The following is a 15563-nucleotide window of genomic DNA, read 5'->3' as shown; positions in this document are numbered from 1 at the left end:
CATCGAGCAGAGTTTTACACCTAATTGGGGATAAAGCAGCTGATGGCTGGCGGCGGCGTGGCGCTCATTGGCATCACGCTGGTACCTTTGCTCTCCGGCCTGTTCGGCTAAGGAAAGGGGTGTTGATCGTTGGACAGTGTACTCGAACAGATTGGTGAATGGTTAAAGGAACTGCTTGTTTCCGCAATCATGAATCAGCTGACGGGACTGTTTGATTCGGTAAACACACAGGTCGGCGATATTGCAGCTCAGGTGGGGACGACTCCGGCGAACTTCTCGCCGGGCGTCTTCGCCATGATCCGGAATGTTTCCGAATCAGTGATTATCCCGATTGCAGGCCTGATCTTGACATTCATTGCCTGCTATGAGCTGATTCAGATGATCATTGACCACAACAACCTCGCCAGCTTTAAAACATGGATCTTCTTCAAATGGGTCTTCAAGACCTTTGTAGCCGTAACTCTTATCACCAACACGTTTAATATCGTGATGGCCGTATTTGATGTGTCGCAGCATGTTATCAATAACGCAGGCGGACTCATCGCCGGGAGTACGGCTGTGGATACATCTGCATTGGAAACCATGCAGGACACGCTCGAAGCCATGGAACTCGGGTCACTCTTTGGCCTGTTCATGCAGTGCATGGTGGTCCAGTTTACCATCAAGGCGCTCAGCGTTCTGATCTTTGTGATCGTTTACGGACGAATGATAGAGATCTACCTCATGACCAGTATGGCACCGATCCCGTTCTCCACCTTCGGAAACCGCGAACAGAGTATGGTGGGACAGAACTACCTTCGTTCCCTGTTTGCGCTCGGCTTTCAAGGCTTCCTCATTATGATCTGTGTCGGCATTTATGCGGTGCTGATCCAGAGCATTTCTGTTTCGGATGACATCATCGGATCCATCTGGGGCATTCTCGGATACACCGTGCTTCTGTGCTTCACGTTATTTAAGACCGGTGCACTTGCAAAGAGTGTATTCTCGGCACACTAAGGAAGGAGGTCCGGTTCGCAGTGGCAGCTTATATTCCTGTCCCCCGTGATCTTACGAGGGTCAAATCCAAAATCTTATTTAATCTGACAAAACGTCAACTTCTCTGCTTTGGGGCGGGTGCACTGATCGGTGTCCCGTCTTTCTTTTTGCTCAAGGCCGACGGCAATACCAGCATGGCATCCATCTGCATGATCCTCATCATGATGCTGTTCTTCTTCCTCGGTATGTATGAACGGGACGGTCAGCCTTTGGAAAAAATCGCAAAGCAGTTCATTCAAGCCAAGTTTGTAAGGCCGAAGGTTCGCCCTTATCAGACGAACAATTACTATGCCGTCCTGCTCCGTCAGGCACAGGCAGAAATGGAGGTTAAAAACATTGTTTACGATGAAAAGTCTGTTCCGAAAGGCAGAAAAAAGAGATCTGAACATGCCGAAGAATCTGACGAAAGCGCAGGCGCGGCAGGTGCAGGAGATCATCGAACGGGCGAAGCGGGATGACAGCATTCCCCGCACCGCGCAGCAGTCGATTCCCTTTCAGCGTATGTTTCCGGATGGCATCTGCCGTGTGAGCGACCGGTATTACACCAAGACCATTCAGTATCAGGACATCAACTACCAGCTGGCGCAGCAAGAGGACAAGACCGCGATCTTTGAAGAGTGGTGCTCCTTCCTGAATTTTTTCGACAGCTCTATCCACTTTGAGCTGTCCTTCATGAACATGGCGACGGATGCAGAGGTATTTGAAAAGAACATCCGCATTCCCCTCAGAAATGACCACTTCAACAGTGTCCGCAGCGAGTACAGCCAGATGCTGAAGACGCAGCTTGCGCAGGGCAATAATGGCCTGACCAAGACCAAATATATCACCTTCGGCATTGAAGCCGAGTCCATGCGCGAGGCAAAGCCCCGTCTGGATCACGTTCAGACCAATCTGATGAACAACTTCAAACGTCTGGGCGTGGTGGCAAAGGTTCTGAACGGCAAGGATCGCCTGCAGCTCATGCATGCCATGTTCCACATGGGCGACAATGACCGCTTTTACTTCGACTGGAACTGGCTGGCAGGTTCCGGCCTTTCCGTGAAGGATTTCATCGCGCCCACATCCTTCTCCTTCCCCGGCGGCAGGACCTTTACCATGGGAAACCTCCACGGAGCTATGAGCTACCTGCAGATCACGGCATCGGATCTTTCCGACCAGCTTCTGAAGGATTTTCTGGATATGGAGACCAGTGAGATCGTCACCATGCACATCCAGTCAGTGGACCAGACCGCTGCCATCAAGCAGATCAAGCACACCATTACCGAACTGGACCGCAGCAAGATCGAGGAGCAGAAGAAGGCCGTCCGTGCCGGGTATGACATGGACATCATCCCTTCGGATCTGGCTACCTACGGCAAGGATGCGAAGGCTCTTCTGAAGGAGCTGCAGTCTCAGAACGAGCGCATGTTCCTGATCACCTTTCTCATCATGAACACCGGCAAGACGGAGCAGGAGCTTGAAAACAATGTGTTTCAGGCCAGCTCCATCGCCCAGAAGCACAACTGCAACCTGAGAAGGCTGGACTTCCAGCAGGAGCAGGGCCTGATGAGCAGCCTCCCTCTTGCGAATAACCTGATCGAGATCCAGCGGGCGCTGACCACCAGCTCCACGGCGATCTTCATTCCCTTTACCACGCAGGAGCTGTTCCAGAACGGCGATGAAGCCCTGTATTACGGGCTGAACGCTCTCTCCAACAATCTGATCATGGTAGACCGAAAGAAGCTGAAGAACCCGAACGGGCTGATCCTCGGCACGCCCGGTTCTGGCAAGTCCTTCTCTGCAAAACGTGAGATCACCAACGCCTTTCTGGTCACCGATGATGATGTCATCATCTGCGATCCCGAGGCGGAGTATACCCCGCTGGTCAACTGCCTGGAAGGCCAGGTCATTAAGATCAGCCCGACCAGCACCCACTATATCAACCCCATGGATATCAATGAGTCCTACTCTGAGGATGACAATCCTCTGGCGCTGAAGGCTGATTTCATTCTTTCTCTTTGCGAGCTGATCGTCGGCGGCAAGGAGGGCCTGCAGCCCATTGAAAAGACGGTCATCGACCGTTGTGTGCATCAGATCTATCAGCACTACTTTGAGGATCCGAAGCCGGAAAATATGCCGCTGCTGGAAGATCTCTACCATGCGCTTCTGCAGCAGGAGGAAAAGGAAGCGCACCGTGTGGCAACTGCGCTTGAGATCTACGTCAAAGGCTCTCTGAATCTGTTCAATCACAGGACCAATGTGGACATCAACAACCGCTTTGTCTGCTATGACATCAAGGAGCTTGGCAAGCAGCTGAAGAAGATCGGCATGCTCATCGTGCAGGATCAGGTGTGGGGCCGTGTGACGGCCAACCGCAGCGCAGGCAAGACCACTCGCTACTATATGGATGAGTTTCACCTTCTGCTGAAGGAGGAGCAGACCGCCGCCTACTCCGTGGAGATCTGGAAGCGCTTCCGTAAATGGGGCGGCATTCCCACCGGCATCACGCAGAACGTCAAAGACCTGCTGTCCAGCCGCGAGGTGGAGAACATCTTTGAGAACTCTGATTTCGTGTATATGCTGAATCAGGCTGCCGGTGACCGCCAGATCCTGGCGCAGCAGCTGAACATTTCCCCTCACCAGCTCTCTTATGTGACCCATTCCGGTGAGGGCGAAGGCCTGCTGTTCTACGGCAATGTCATCCTTCCGTTCGTGGATCACTTCCCGACTGATTTGGCGCTTTATAAAATAATGACGACCAAATTATCCGACATTTCGGAGACGAAGGAGGCGTGATATGGCAAGGAAGGCAACCAGACTGCGCTTCACGAAAGAGGAGCTTGCCAGTCCGAAGGTCAGGCAGGCCGCCGCCAGAGCTGAAAAAGCAGCAGACAAGGCAGACCGTGCCGCCGAAAAAGCGCCGAAAAGGCGCAGGCTCAAGCTGAAAGCAGACAAAACCGCTGAGCGCAAAGTGCATCTTACCTTTGAAAAGCAGGAGATCCCTGCCGGTGAACTGACCGGCAGGGGCCGCCGCTTCACCCGCTCGATGGCTCGCTCTACGACGGCTGTCGTTTCCGACACCGTTCACAGGCAGATTGCCGCAGACAACCAGGATGAAAACACGGCCGTGCAGGCGGCAGACACCTCAGCGAGAGCGACTGAGCTCGGTGCTCATGCCGTTGAGCATAGCATTTACAGCAGAAAGCTGAAAGCATACCGGAAGGCAGAGCATCTGCAAAACAAATCCGATGCCGCGAACGTCGAGGCGCTCTATCAGAAACGCATGGTAGAGCATCCGGAGGAGTTCTCCAATCCCCTCTCCCGATGGCAGCAGAAAAAGGCGATCCGAAAGGAATATGCCGCCGCCAAAAGAGCCGAGGCGGCGGCAGCAAATGCAGGTTCTGCAGCCACAGAAGGCACTGCGGGCATCAAGTCGATTGGACAGAAGCTCGCAGATTTCAAGGATAAGCTCTTTGAGCAGGCGGCAAAGCATCCGCAGCTGTTTCTCACCGTCGGAGCCGTGATGCTCCTTTTTATGATGGTGTCCTCTGCCCTTTCCTCCTGCTCTGCGTTTTTGCCGGGCAGTTCGAGTGCTGTCGTTGCGACCACCTTCACCGCAAAGGACAGGGATATTATCGGCGCAAACGATGACTACAAGGCACTCGAAGCTGCTCTTCAGAAAAAGATCGACAACATCGAATCGACCTGTCCCGGATACGATCAATATAACTACTACCTCGATGAGATCGGTCATGACCCCTATCAGCTGACCGCCTATCTGACGGTTCTGTTCGAGGATTACAACCGAAGCGAGGTGCAGCCCACCCTGCAAACGCTCTTTGATCTGCAATATGAGCTGAAAATCGAGAAAGTGGTATCCCGAAAGAGGAAAAATCTCAATGTCACGCTCGTGAACAAAAATCTCGGGCATGTCATCACCGTGTCCGGCGGCATGAACGAGGATCAGTCCGAGCGCTACGCCATTCTGCTGCAGACCAAGGGCAACAAAGACTATCTCTTTGCCGACGATTCCTATGTTTCGGCAGGCAGTGACTATCTGAAATACGATATTCCCGGTGAGGCTCTGACCGATGCGCGTTTTGCCAACATGATCCGTGAAGCGGAGAAATATCTCGGCTATCCGTATGTCTGGGGCGGCTCTTCCCCATCGACCAGCTTTGACTGCTCCGGCTTTGTCTGCTATGTCATTGACCACTGCGGCAACGGCTGGAATGTAGGGCGCACGACCGCCGAAGGACTCAGAAACTACTGCAAAATCATCCGGCCGAGTGATGCACGGCCCGGCGATCTGATTTTCTTCCAGAACACTTATAACACCTCGGGTGCAAGCCACGTTGGCATTTATGTCGGCAACGGCATGATGATTCACTGCGGCAACCCGATTTCCTACGCATCCGTCAACACGTCCTACTGGCAGGAGCATTTCTACTGCTATGGGCGAATTCCAAACTGACAGGAGGTTTCAGACATGACAAAACTCGAAAGGATTGGCGCTGATTTGAAGCGTGCCCGCGAAAAGCAGGCCGAATGGAATCAGCGCGTAAAGGATCTGGAGAACCGCTACCGCGAGGAGGAGAACGGTGTCATCCATTCCATGGTGCACGCTGCCAATCTGACGCCGGAGCAGCTCGCCCAGATCATCTCACTGGCCGCCCAGGGGACTGTCGGTGTTTATCCGCAGCAGAACACCGTATCGGACTATGACAAGGAGGAAACCGAAAATAAATATTAAGCGAATGACGGCAGGTCTTATGGCTGGCTTTCTGATGACAGGCGTACTTCCTGCGACCTGCTTTGCCGCCGACACCGAAACTGCCGAAAAGCAGACTGCACCGGTTACGGAAAACGCAGAGGCCGCTTCGGATGCCACTTCGGATGCAGCGCAGGCCAGCAGGAAAAGCTGCCTTACGAGGTGGATGTCGATGAGAACGGCAGGCTCATCTTCTCCTTCGGTGAATGGAAATGGTCTGCCGAGGATGCCGGGCAGGACAGAACCGACGGCACGGTCAGCGATGCAGTGAACAGCTATCTGAACCTTCGCTCCGGCTCCGGCATGGAGTACGAAATCATCGGTCACCTGCTTCCTGGAGAGAAGGTGCAGGTAATCAGCAAGGACGGCGACTGGTATCAGGTCGTTGTTCCCGAGCGGACCGGCTATGTCTACAAGGATTATGTAGGCATGCTCAAAAAGGAGCAGGAAAGCGGAACGGTCGATGAGGAATTTCTCTCCATGATGCTTTACCTCATGATGAACAGCATCAATCAGACCGGCACTTCGCTCACGCCCGAGGGCAATCTGACACTGGTCGATGATATTGGGTCTTCCTCCGGTTCCGGTCAGCAGTTCATTACCCTTGTCACGAAATCTGGCAACTACTTCTATCTCATTATTGACCGCAACGACAAGGGCGAGGAGAACGTACATCTTCTGAACATGGTGGATGAGGCAGACCTTTTCGCCTTGATGGACGAAGATCAGGTAAAGTCCTTCCAGACGGCGCAGGATGCCGCCAATGCCGAGAAGGAGGAGCCTGCAGCAGCGCCTCAGGCACCCTCTGAAACAGAGGAGCCCGAGCAGCAGGAACCTCCAAAGGCAGAAAAGAAGGCCGCTCCCGTGCTGCCGGTCATCGGTGTGTTCATCATCCTGATCGCCTGCGGCGGTGGATATTTCATGATGCAGACCAAAAAGAAAAAGGCCGCTGAACAGCGACCTGATCCGGATGCGGATTATACCGATAAAGATGGGGACGAATACGTGCTTCCGGAGGAATACGAGGACGAATCTTATCCCGAGGACGATGCTGAATATATGCCCGAGCCAGAGGATATGGAGGAGTAAGGAAAAGATTAATTCCTGGGGCAGCCTTCGGGCTGCCTTTACATATAGAAGTAGTTTTTCAAAAACCGGTGTGATATAATTTGTAGCATAGACAAAGTGACAAATCGGGATTTACCTCTATTCAAACATACAAGCTCTTGACAATAAAGCTCCTATATAGTATGATTTTATAAACTACTATATAGGAGCTTTTGCATGAAAACAAATGGTGGATTTCTTGTTACCAAAATAAAACAGCTTGGTGACCGGATTTTTGAGAAGATTCTCAGCGAAAAAAATATCGATGCGTTCAATGGAGCCCAGGGGCGTATTCTTTATGTGCTGTGGCAGGAGGATGGAATCTCGATCAGGTCACTCTCGGTCAAATGCGGATTAGCGATAACATCTCTTACGACGATGCTGGAAAGAATGGAACATCAAGGACTGATAAGCCGTGTTCAGTCTGAAACGGACAAAAGGAAAACACTCCTGTTTCTGACTGAAAAAGCACATGCCTTAAAGGACGAATACGATTCTGTATCTGATAAAATGGGCAGTATTTACTACAAAGGTTTTTCGGAGGAAGAAATTACCCAGTTTGAGGAATACCTCGACCGCATCAGAAAGAATCTTGAGGAGTGGCAGAAATCATGAGTATTTGTATCAAAGATCAGATTCAAAACATGAATATCGTCATCGGATGTACAGTGGGGTGTACATATTGCTATGCCCGCAACAATGTAAAGCGCTGGCATATGATTGATGACTTTGCTGATCCTGAGTTCTTTCCGGGCAAGCTCAAGATGATGGAAAAGAAACGTCCGCAGAACTTTCTTCTTACCGGCATGAGCGATCTCTCCGGATGGAAGCCGGAATGGAGAGACGAGGTATTTGCAAAGATCCGTGAAAATCCACAGCATCAGTTCCTGTTTCTTACCAAGCGCCCCGATCTGCTGGATTTTGATACCGATCTGGAAAACGCATGGTTTGGCGTTACGGTGACGAGGAAAGCAGAACTGTGGCGTATCGACGCCCTTCGGAAAAACGTCAGAGCAAAGCATTACCATGTTACCTTTGAGCCGTTATTCGACGATCCCAGTACAGTTGACCTTTCCGGAATCAACTGGATCGTTGTCGGCACCATGACCGGGGTTCAGAGCAGGAAGGTTCATACGGAGCCGGAATGGGCATGGTCTCTGACAGACCAAGCACATGCGCTCGGCATTCCGGTGTTTATGAAGGAAGATCTTGTCCCTATCATAGGGGATGAAAATATGATTCAGGAAATGCCGGAGGAATTCAATAAAGTATTAGAGGTACAGAGATCATGGTAGAAGTAATCGATGGAATCCTCATTCGTGAGGTGGAAACAAAGAACATCATGACCAAGTCCAGTCTGCCGGTAGGCGGTTACTCGGTCAATCCCTATGTGGGCTGTACACATGCCTGCAAGTATTGCTATGCTTCTTTTATGAAGCGCTTTACCGGACACACGGAGGAATGGGGCACTTTCCTTGATGTGAAGCATTGGCCAGAAATTAAAAATCCGAAGAAATATGCCGGACAGCGGGTGGTCGTCGGTTCTGTGACGGATGGCTACAATCCACAGGAGGAGCAATTCGGGAATACCAGAAAACTTCTGGAGCAGTTGATTGGCAGTGACGCAGATATTCTGATCTGCACAAAGTCTGATCTTGTGGTAAGGGATATTGATCTGCTGAAGAAGCTTGGACGGGTGACCGTTTCATGGTCGATCAACACACTGGATGAAAATTTCAAGAACGATATGGACTCTGCTTCGAGCATTGAACGGCGTATCGCTGCTATGAAGCAGGTATATGACGCAGGAATCCGTACAGTCTGTTTCGTATCTCCGGTATTCCCCGGCATCACGGATTTTGAAGCCATCTTTGAGCGGGTAAAGGATCAGTGCGATCTGTTCTGGCTCGAAAATCTCAATCTTCGGGGCGGTTTCAAGAAGACAATTATGGATTATATCGACGGAAAACATCCTGATCTTGTACCGCTTTACGATGAGATCTATAACAAGCATAACCGCAGCTACTTTGAAGCACTTGAAGTAAAAGCTGAGGAAATGGCTAAGAAGTATGATTGTCCCTTTGTGGATAATGAAATGCCTTATGGCAGAGTCCCGCAGGGACATCCGGTGATCGTAGATTATTTCTATCATGAGGAAATCCGAGGGACAGAAAATACCGGAAAAAGAAATCGTTAAACAGAAATTTTGTAAGAACTTTGAACGAGGGAGACTCCTTGTCCGAAGGGCAAGAAGGTGCAACCGAGAAGATTTAGAACAATTCCAGTTTACAGACCTAAAACAGAATACCGTTCCTTACATAGCAGTCATGCACTTCGGTGCCTGGCTGCTGTTTTTTTGCGAAAGGAGAAAGATTACGTTGATGTTTGAAAAGAAAGAAGCCCTTTATCTGGTGGATCACGAATCCTACCTGCACCTGAAGGAAACGGTCACGCAGACGGGGTTTGCGTATGAGACCTTCGATAAAGCTACCGGTGCTGCCCAGCACACTGGTCTGATCACCTATGAGGAAATGCTGGAAAACCCGATCCGCAATCCCCTCGCCTGTGCCAGAGTGATGGCGCTTCAGGAGATCGGGCTCAAAGGTGAAGCAGTTTCCGAAGTTGCACTTCGCACGCTGGAGCAGATCAAGGAAGCCAGACGCGCCTATCGAAAAGAGCATCCGGAGGATACTCACGATCACAGCATCCGTTTTATCACCAGCGACTACAACGAGCTGTTCCGTATCCCGGACGGCGGCAAGGTGCAGATCGACTATGCAGGCAAGCACTTTGTTTCTCCCTGCGTGTATATTGATGATTACCACACCAGAATTGCCGGCCGGGTCTATCACATCTGCGAGTTCGCTGAGATGATGGAGCGCGGCGGCGGCACAGTCGCTCCCGAACCGGAAATTACGGCGAATCAGGCCGCCTGGCAGATTGGGCACCGCGAATATCTCTCCATTCAGTCCACCGAAACCGGCTGGGACTACTCTGTTTATGACCGGCAGTTCAGCGAAATTGACGGCGGCGATATTGATTTGAAGCACATCACCGTTCAGCAGTGCAGAGATATGCTCCTGCAGGATCTCGGCTGGCAGGGCAGGAGCTTCGTTCCGATGGATTACGAAATGGTTGAGGAGCGTGCTGCCGATGTCGCAGAGGAAAAGCTGAATTCCCTGCTGGAACGAATTCATGCGGAGCGAAAGGAAATCGCAAACAGACCGCACAGCGATGCCCGTTCCGCTCCTAAAAAGAAAAACCGGGAGGTATGTTTATGAGCGCAGATCCGAAAAGCTATCCCTCGCAACTTGAGAAGGTAAAGGCCATTACGGACCAGCTGGAGGCAGGTATTCAGTCCCTTTTCGAGAGCGAAAAATTCAAGCAGTATCTGAAAACGCTTTCCAAGTTCCATAATTATTCGCTGAATAACACCCTGCTGATTGCCATGCAGAAGCCGGATGCCACGCTTGTTGCCGGATACACCACCTGGAAAAGGCAGTTCGGGCGTCAGGTACGCAAAGGGGCAAACGGCATCCGTATTCTCGCCCCTGCGCCCTATAAGAAGAAAATAGAGGTCGACAAGACCGATACGGCTACCGGCAGAATCGTGAAAAATCCGGACGGAACCAATGCGAAGGAAACGCAGGAGGTTCTTATGCCTGCGTTCAAGGTGGTCAATGTTTTCGATGTCAGCCAGACAGACGGAAAGCCGCTGCCGACAATCGGTGTCAATGAACTGACCGGCGATGTCGCGCAGTACGACCTGTTTTTCGATGCATTAACGCGCGCCTGCCCTGTGCCCATTGAATTTGAACAGATTGAGAACGGCGCCAGAGGATACTTTCACGTCGTCGAAAATCGCATCGCTATTCAGGAGGGCATGAGTCAGGTGCAGACTGTCAAGACCGCAATTCACGAGATGGCGCATCAAAGGATTCATTCCATCGGCTCGTCCGCAAAAGCAAATCCGTCAGAAACGCGGCTTACACGAAACCACAAGGAGGTCGAAGCGGAGTCTGTTGCCTTTACCGTCTGTCAGCACTACGGAATTGATACCGGCGATTACAGCTTCGCCTATGTCGCAGGCTGGTCGCACGGCAAAGAACTGCCCGAACTCAGGGCATCACTGGATAAAATCCGCACGACCGCTTCGGAGATGATTACCGAAATCGACTCTCACCTTGCAGACCTGCACCGGGAATATGTCTGGGCGCATCTGACGGCGGCGGATGTGAAGCATATCGAGTGCATCAGGTCCGAATACATGCCCTTATCCCGTATGGCAGAGCACACCTTTTCCTGTGAGATTGCCGGTGAAGCAATGACGCTGAAGCTCCATTTATCGCAGCACGATGACGGTGAAGGCTTTACCATCCATTCCGAGGGAAAGGACATCTGGGAGGCTATGCCGGAAAGTGAGCTGCGCCGACTGGAGCCTGTTCTGATCTCGGCGGCAGAGCTGCATTACTGGACTTCTGAGGTCGAGCAGGCCGAAACGATACAGGCTGTCAAGGACGTTGCCTGCCGATTTATAGAGGACGAAACGCTTGGCCTGTCGCGGGAACAGTGTCAGCGGTTCTGGACTGTTATCAATCAGAAAGAAGCGGAGTTTGCGCCGCCCTCTGCCCTCGCTGATTTGCAGGCGAAAAAGGCCAAAGCCGAAAAGGAAAAGCCGTCAAAACATGCTCGGAACAAACAGAAGATGCAGGAGGAAGCACGGTAACATCTGCGCTTCTTCCCTGCTGTTTACCACCATACAATCAACAGGAGGTGCTCCATGCAGCCGAGAAACAAATGGGTTCACTTTGTCATGTCGCAGGATGAACTGGACCGAATGCATCAGAAAATGCAGGAGGTCGGGATACAAAACAAAAGCGCCTATCTCCGCAAAATGGCACTGGACGGCTACTGTGTGAATCTGGAACTGGAGGACGTCAAGAAAATGGTCTCGCTGCTGCGCTATTGCAGCAACAATCTCAATCAGTACGCAAAACGCGCCAACGCGACCAACTCCATTTATGCAGATGATATTCAGGATTTGCAGAACCGGCTGGAGGAAATCTGGCTGTCTGCGAAAGAAATTCTGGCAAGACTGGCGGTGATTCAGTAGTGTTACTGTTGTGAAAAGTGCTTGAAGCGCCGCTTCTATCTGCTGAATGCGAATTAAATTATGAACAAACTGTAAACGCTCTGAAAGAAGCGCTACATTTTATGTGACGAGATATATATAGTATATATGAGGATTTTGAAGAGTCACTTAGACAATTTTGTATTCTCATATTACACAATTATCAATAAAACGAAAGGACAACTGTAATGGATAGCGAAATGTTAGCGCTTTACAAAGAAGCAAACCGTAAATGAAACGAAAAGGAGCATTTGATGCGCAATGTGCTCCGCTACAAGGATGCTCCCCGGGCATCTATCGGAGAGTCGGATCACCGTTCGCTTTTTGCAGTCGGTTTGACTGATGACTTGATGGACTGGAAAATTGTTTCGCTGGATTTTGGCAGCAGCTCCAGTTATTACGCATACATTTGCAACGAAGATACAGCGATTGGCGCACATTATCGTCTGGTTGGCGAGTTGACGTCTGAAATCCGTATTTTCGATGACGTTCTTGGCGAGAGTATGTTTGCGGCGAAAGCAAACAAAATTCGTATCTGGCGCGCAGGAGCATTTGGCTGCATCATCCAATTGCTGGGTCGTGATGTTTATGTAAAACAGGCCCTCTGGTAATAACCTGACTGCGGCTGACTCCGTCTCCAAACACCATATTAGGCATTAAATTATTTGCAAGGCGGCAGCGGTATAGTCCGAGGCCGCCTTTTTGGCGGATGATAGGGCTTAGCAAACGGGCTTGGCAAATTGGAAATCAATAAAATTCATGCGTTGTAAAAACTGCGGTTGAATTTTACAGCAGATTGGGATATACTATCATTTTTCGTATAGGCCAGCTTCTCATCATTATAATAAAGAAACGGTACTTTTTCGCCGTGCTGCTCTACGCCGTGCGGAGTAGTGTAAAACCGCTCCTCCTGCTCCGAAAAGTGCTTGATCCAGCCGTCCTTGAAATGCGTAACATTTGTCAGCTTGATATTATCTGTTTCTCCCGACTGCATGCCTATCTTTTCTCCAAAAGTGCGGTGCATGTTCTCCTTGAACACCGACTGAAAAGCGTGCATCTTGTCGCCTTCAATTGTATTGGTCAATTCGCGAACCGCCGGACAATCGTTGAGCACATTGCAGATTTCGTGTATCTCCCGCAGAAGCTGCTGCGGATCACTGACAGGACCGCCGAGAACCTTTGCAAATTCCGCTCTGGTATCCCCTGCCGCAGCACTTGCTACCGCTGCCAGCGGCATCAGCAGGCTGACCGGAGAAATGCAAGCAGACTCTTTTGCATGGTTTTGCAGAAAAGCAGACGCAAGGTTAAATGAAAAGCCAGAATAGGTGTTCATACAATTTCCTCCCGAAATAGATAATCAGATGTGGTGTACCACGTTTTAGGACACCATTTATGTTTTCTGATTACAGTATACCTTCGGGCATGGACATACTCTGTCCATCTTTTATTTTCTTTGCCGCAGTTGAAGACTGCTGTATGTATATCTAACAGCTTGTTTTATTTTTCTGCCCGCACATCTTCTTAAAAAAACCTGAAGCAGACATCCTCCCAAAACAAACAGCATTCCGATGATGGCGTAGGATTCGATTGGCTCTCCGAGTGTCATATAAGAAATCACCATGGCAACTACAGGCGTCAAATAGGCAAGATTGGACAGAAATCCAACCTCTGACATCTGAAGTGCCGCTCCCCATGCAAAGATCGCCAAAGCGTCTATAAATACACTCAGCCACAGCATTCCTGCCCATTCAACGCCAGACATGGGCGCAATATCGCCGTTCACCAGCAAGATCGATGCAGAGCAGACCGCCGTTACCGTAAAATATACCGCTGTGCAGAGAAGCTGGTCTATCCCCTTTTTCTTGTTCAGCACATTGAACACACCGTAACATACCGCGCCGGCAATGCACAGCAGAATGCCCCGCATATTCGTCAGTTCTATGCCGCTGCCTTTAGTTGAAATGACTGCGACGCCTGTAAAGGAAAGCAGAACCGCAGCCCATTCTGCTGCTTTGATCTTTTCGTGCAAAATGATTGCGGCGCAAACGGTCGCAACAATCGGCCAGAGATAATTGATAACACAGGCGTCCGTTGATGGCAGCAGCCGCAGACTCGCATAGCAGAAGGCGGAATACAGGAAATTCCTGAGGAAGCCCAGTCCGATTAGCTGCCATATGTCAGAACCTGTTAATGTGTGAAAAAGGCGGATGCGTCCGCTGGCAAAAAGGTAAATGTAAAGACACCCTGCAGCAATCAGGGAGCTGATGAAAAGCACCTGCATATTAGAAATACTTGTCAATGTCAGTTTTGTGACTGCTGGCAGAGTTCCCCAGCAAAAAATGATCAGGAAGAACTGGGGATCGTCGATCATACGCTTCCCTATACGCAGGAAGAGCTATCTGTGTGTCTGAATCTGCATCGCACTACGGTTGCCCGGATACTTGCGGGCTTTGCGAAAAAAGGGCTTGTCCGGCTGGGATATCGGAAGATACAGGTCACAGATATGATTGGACTGAGAAATGAATTGCGATAGAGGTCTGATCAGAGTACAGCCCGCCGTTTTCAATCTGTACCCCGGGTTCGTTTCATTGTAAACTAATTCGTGATTGCAGCAGCCTCCGCCTTGCTTTGTAATCCTGTGATAACGGATAAAACAGGCGAATATGTGAAAATCCCCTGCCGAGAAATATTCTCAGCAGGGGATTCGTGTCTTTACGGCCATAGTGCTTTAATTTTGAATTGCTTCGTTATCAGCGATGACCATTCGACAGAGTATTTTTTGCACAATTATGCACTGTCAAAGACAAATTTAATTGTCCTTGAGCACCTGACCGTTGAGATGCGTCTCCTCAAACAACACCGTCTGCAGTTCGCGTTTTTCAATAGCAGTCCTATCATTTCTCCTTTCTACGCAGCTTCAATATTTCCCAGATTATGTCATATGTTTTTAGTTCCTCTGCGTGTTCTTTTTTTAATTCACTTTCATCAAACTGCGCCCACCTTTCGCTTTGTTCTTTAAGGAACTGTTCGTATTCTTCCTTGCCGAATTCTTCAATCCATTTAGGAGAACCAACCTCAGGCCGATCAAAACTTTCATCACTGTAATCGTCTTCATTGTTGTACTCGCCAACCATATCGCTGCACGTCAGCTCATCCGCTACACTGACTACATATTCCAGAAGCAGACGGTCTAACAGCGGCTGCTGTTGTTTTAGAACGCGAATCATGTTACGTTTCCACATAGGCAACCAGGTGATAAGCCTAATCATCTTGTGATCTGCATATCCACCGCTTACTCCGTTGACCGGAACAACCCTGTATTGGCTGTTTAGGCGCTCAAATTCCAAGAACGCAAACAGGTACCGCGTGATACCTGGCAGGATCTCTTTATCTGCAATAATTTTATCATACGCGAAATGGCGAAACGGATTTTCCTTTGATTGCCGCAGTACCTCGATTGCTTCATCCGACAGGCCTAACGCTATGCTGATATCGCGATTGTCTGTACCTTTAGCGTCCGATAATCCGATCAGATAGTCG

General features: G+C 50.1%; 16 protein-coding genes and 2 pseudogenes. 15 read left to right on the top strand and 3 right to left on the bottom strand.

Going from position 1 to position 15563, the window contains the following annotated elements:
* Positions 1–27 precede the first annotated feature (27 nt).
* The 14 genes and pseudogenes from DWZ82_RS03430 to DWZ82_RS03365 all read left to right on the top strand — a co-directional run.
* Positions 28–111: pseudogene (locus DWZ82_RS03430) on the top strand (Maff2 family mobile element protein); the annotation flags it as partial.
* 18 nt (positions 112–129) lie between these two features.
* Entirely contained in the window at positions 130–996 is an 867-nt protein-coding gene (locus tag DWZ82_RS03425; RefSeq protein ID WP_118478746.1) for a VirB6/TrbL-like conjugal transfer protein, CD1112 family, read from the top strand.
* A gap of 20 nt (positions 997–1016) precedes the next feature.
* Positions 1017–1493, top strand: coding sequence for a PrgI family protein (locus DWZ82_RS03420; protein ID WP_118478744.1), 477 nt, complete (start codon positions 1017–1019; stop codon positions 1491–1493).
* On the top strand, positions 1423–3810 hold the full coding sequence (locus DWZ82_RS03415; protein WP_118478742.1) for a VirB4-like conjugal transfer ATPase, CD1110 family: 2388 nt from the start codon (positions 1423–1425) through the stop codon (positions 3808–3810). The genes DWZ82_RS03420 and DWZ82_RS03415 overlap by 71 nt, the downstream gene beginning before the upstream one ends.
* A 1-nt stretch (position 3811) precedes the next feature.
* The gene (locus DWZ82_RS03410) at positions 3812–5488 is read left to right on the top strand and encodes a C40 family peptidase (RefSeq protein WP_118478740.1); all 1677 of its coding nucleotides are present in this window, start codon (positions 3812–3814) and stop codon (positions 5486–5488) included.
* 15 nt (positions 5489–5503) lie between these two features.
* Positions 5504–5767 (top strand): DUF4315 family protein, encoded by a 264-nt coding sequence (locus DWZ82_RS03405; RefSeq protein ID WP_118478738.1) that lies wholly within the window; start codon positions 5504–5506, stop codon positions 5765–5767.
* 180 nt (positions 5768–5947) lie between these two features.
* Entirely contained in the window at positions 5948–6874 is a 927-nt protein-coding gene (locus tag DWZ82_RS03400) for a CD1107 family mobile element protein (protein ID WP_118478736.1), read from the top strand.
* A gap of 195 nt (positions 6875–7069) precedes the next feature.
* Positions 7070–7507 carry a radical SAM mobile pair system MarR family transcriptional regulator gene (locus DWZ82_RS03395; RefSeq protein WP_118478734.1) on the top strand — a complete coding sequence of 146 codons (438 nt, stop codon included), beginning with the start codon at positions 7070–7072 and terminating at the stop codon, positions 7505–7507.
* Positions 7504–8187, top strand: a complete 684-nt coding sequence (locus DWZ82_RS03390) for a radical SAM mobile pair protein A (protein WP_118478732.1) — start codon at positions 7504–7506, stop codon at positions 8185–8187. The genes DWZ82_RS03395 and DWZ82_RS03390 overlap by 4 nt, the downstream gene beginning before the upstream one ends.
* A complete protein-coding gene (locus DWZ82_RS03385; protein WP_118478730.1) occupies positions 8181–9089 on the top strand; it encodes a radical SAM mobile pair protein B in 909 nt (302 codons plus the stop codon). The genes DWZ82_RS03390 and DWZ82_RS03385 overlap by 7 nt, the downstream gene beginning before the upstream one ends.
* A 184-nt stretch (positions 9090–9273) precedes the next feature.
* Positions 9274–10173, top strand: a complete 900-nt coding sequence (locus tag DWZ82_RS03380) for an LPD16 domain-containing protein (RefSeq protein ID WP_118478728.1) — start codon at positions 9274–9276, stop codon at positions 10171–10173.
* Positions 10170–11096 (top strand): annotated as a pseudogene (locus DWZ82_RS15510) (ArdC-like ssDNA-binding domain-containing protein); the annotation flags it as partial. The gene DWZ82_RS03380 and the pseudogene DWZ82_RS15510, both read left to right, overlap by 4 nt.
* A gap of 576 nt (positions 11097–11672) precedes the next feature.
* Positions 11673–12005 (top strand): plasmid mobilization protein, encoded by a 333-nt coding sequence (locus tag DWZ82_RS03370; protein WP_118478724.1) that lies wholly within the window; start codon positions 11673–11675, stop codon positions 12003–12005.
* A gap of 272 nt (positions 12006–12277) precedes the next feature.
* Positions 12278–12634, top strand: a complete 357-nt coding sequence (locus DWZ82_RS03365) for a hypothetical protein (RefSeq protein ID WP_118478722.1) — start codon at positions 12278–12280, stop codon at positions 12632–12634.
* A 146-nt stretch (positions 12635–12780) separates the two neighbouring features.
* Here the strand turns inward: DWZ82_RS03365 and DWZ82_RS03360 are convergent, their stop codons facing one another.
* On the bottom strand, positions 12781–13356 hold the full coding sequence (locus tag DWZ82_RS03360; RefSeq protein WP_118478720.1) for a serpin family protein: 576 nt from the start codon (positions 13354–13356) through the stop codon (positions 12781–12783).
* 111 nt (positions 13357–13467) lie between these two features.
* Positions 13468–14394: a DMT family transporter gene (locus DWZ82_RS03355; RefSeq protein ID WP_118478718.1), complete on the bottom strand. Its 927-nt coding sequence runs from the start codon at positions 14392–14394 to the stop codon at positions 13468–13470.
* 30 nt (positions 14395–14424) lie between these two features.
* On the opposite strand from DWZ82_RS03355, the gene DWZ82_RS15970 reads away from it, so the two are divergent.
* Positions 14425–14556, top strand: a complete 132-nt coding sequence (locus DWZ82_RS15970) for a helix-turn-helix domain-containing protein (protein WP_158575067.1) — start codon at positions 14425–14427, stop codon at positions 14554–14556.
* A gap of 361 nt (positions 14557–14917) precedes the next feature.
* On the opposite strand, the gene DWZ82_RS15330 is transcribed toward DWZ82_RS15970, so the two are convergent.
* Positions 14918–15563, bottom strand: a 646-nt coding sequence (locus DWZ82_RS15330; protein ID WP_199667367.1) for a hypothetical protein, incomplete at its 5' end; no start/stop codon positions are given.

It is taken from the genome of Butyricicoccus sp. AF35-5AC, from assembly GCF_003477715.1.
Lineage (GTDB): Bacteria > Bacillota > Clostridia > Oscillospirales > Butyricicoccaceae > Agathobaculum > Agathobaculum butyriciproducens.
This window is presented reverse-complemented; position numbering and strand designations above follow the sequence as displayed.

Coding starts and splice junctions, on each gene's coding strand:
- DWZ82_RS03390 (WP_118478732.1), top strand. CDS start 7,504: ATGAGTATTTGTATCAAAGATCAGATTCAAAACATGAATATCGTCATC.
- DWZ82_RS03360 (WP_118478720.1), bottom strand. CDS start 13,356: ATGAACACCTATTCTGGCTTTTCATTTAACCTTGCGTCTGCTTTTCTG.
- DWZ82_RS03370 (WP_118478724.1), top strand. CDS start 11,673: ATGCAGCCGAGAAACAAATGGGTTCACTTTGTCATGTCGCAGGATGAA.
- DWZ82_RS03380 (WP_118478728.1), top strand. CDS start 9,274: ATGTTTGAAAAGAAAGAAGCCCTTTATCTGGTGGATCACGAATCCTAC.
- DWZ82_RS03410 (WP_118478740.1), top strand. CDS start 3,812: ATGGCAAGGAAGGCAACCAGACTGCGCTTCACGAAAGAGGAGCTTGCC.
- DWZ82_RS03415 (WP_118478742.1), top strand. CDS start 1,423: ATGCCGAAGAATCTGACGAAAGCGCAGGCGCGGCAGGTGCAGGAGATC.
- DWZ82_RS03355 (WP_118478718.1), bottom strand. CDS start 14,394: ATGATCGACGATCCCCAGTTCTTCCTGATCATTTTTTGCTGGGGAACT.
- DWZ82_RS03395 (WP_118478734.1), top strand. CDS start 7,070: ATGAAAACAAATGGTGGATTTCTTGTTACCAAAATAAAACAGCTTGGT.
- DWZ82_RS03405 (WP_118478738.1), top strand. CDS start 5,504: ATGACAAAACTCGAAAGGATTGGCGCTGATTTGAAGCGTGCCCGCGAA.
- DWZ82_RS03365 (WP_118478722.1), top strand. CDS start 12,278: ATGCGCAATGTGCTCCGCTACAAGGATGCTCCCCGGGCATCTATCGGA.
- DWZ82_RS03385 (WP_118478730.1), top strand. CDS start 8,181: ATGGTAGAAGTAATCGATGGAATCCTCATTCGTGAGGTGGAAACAAAG.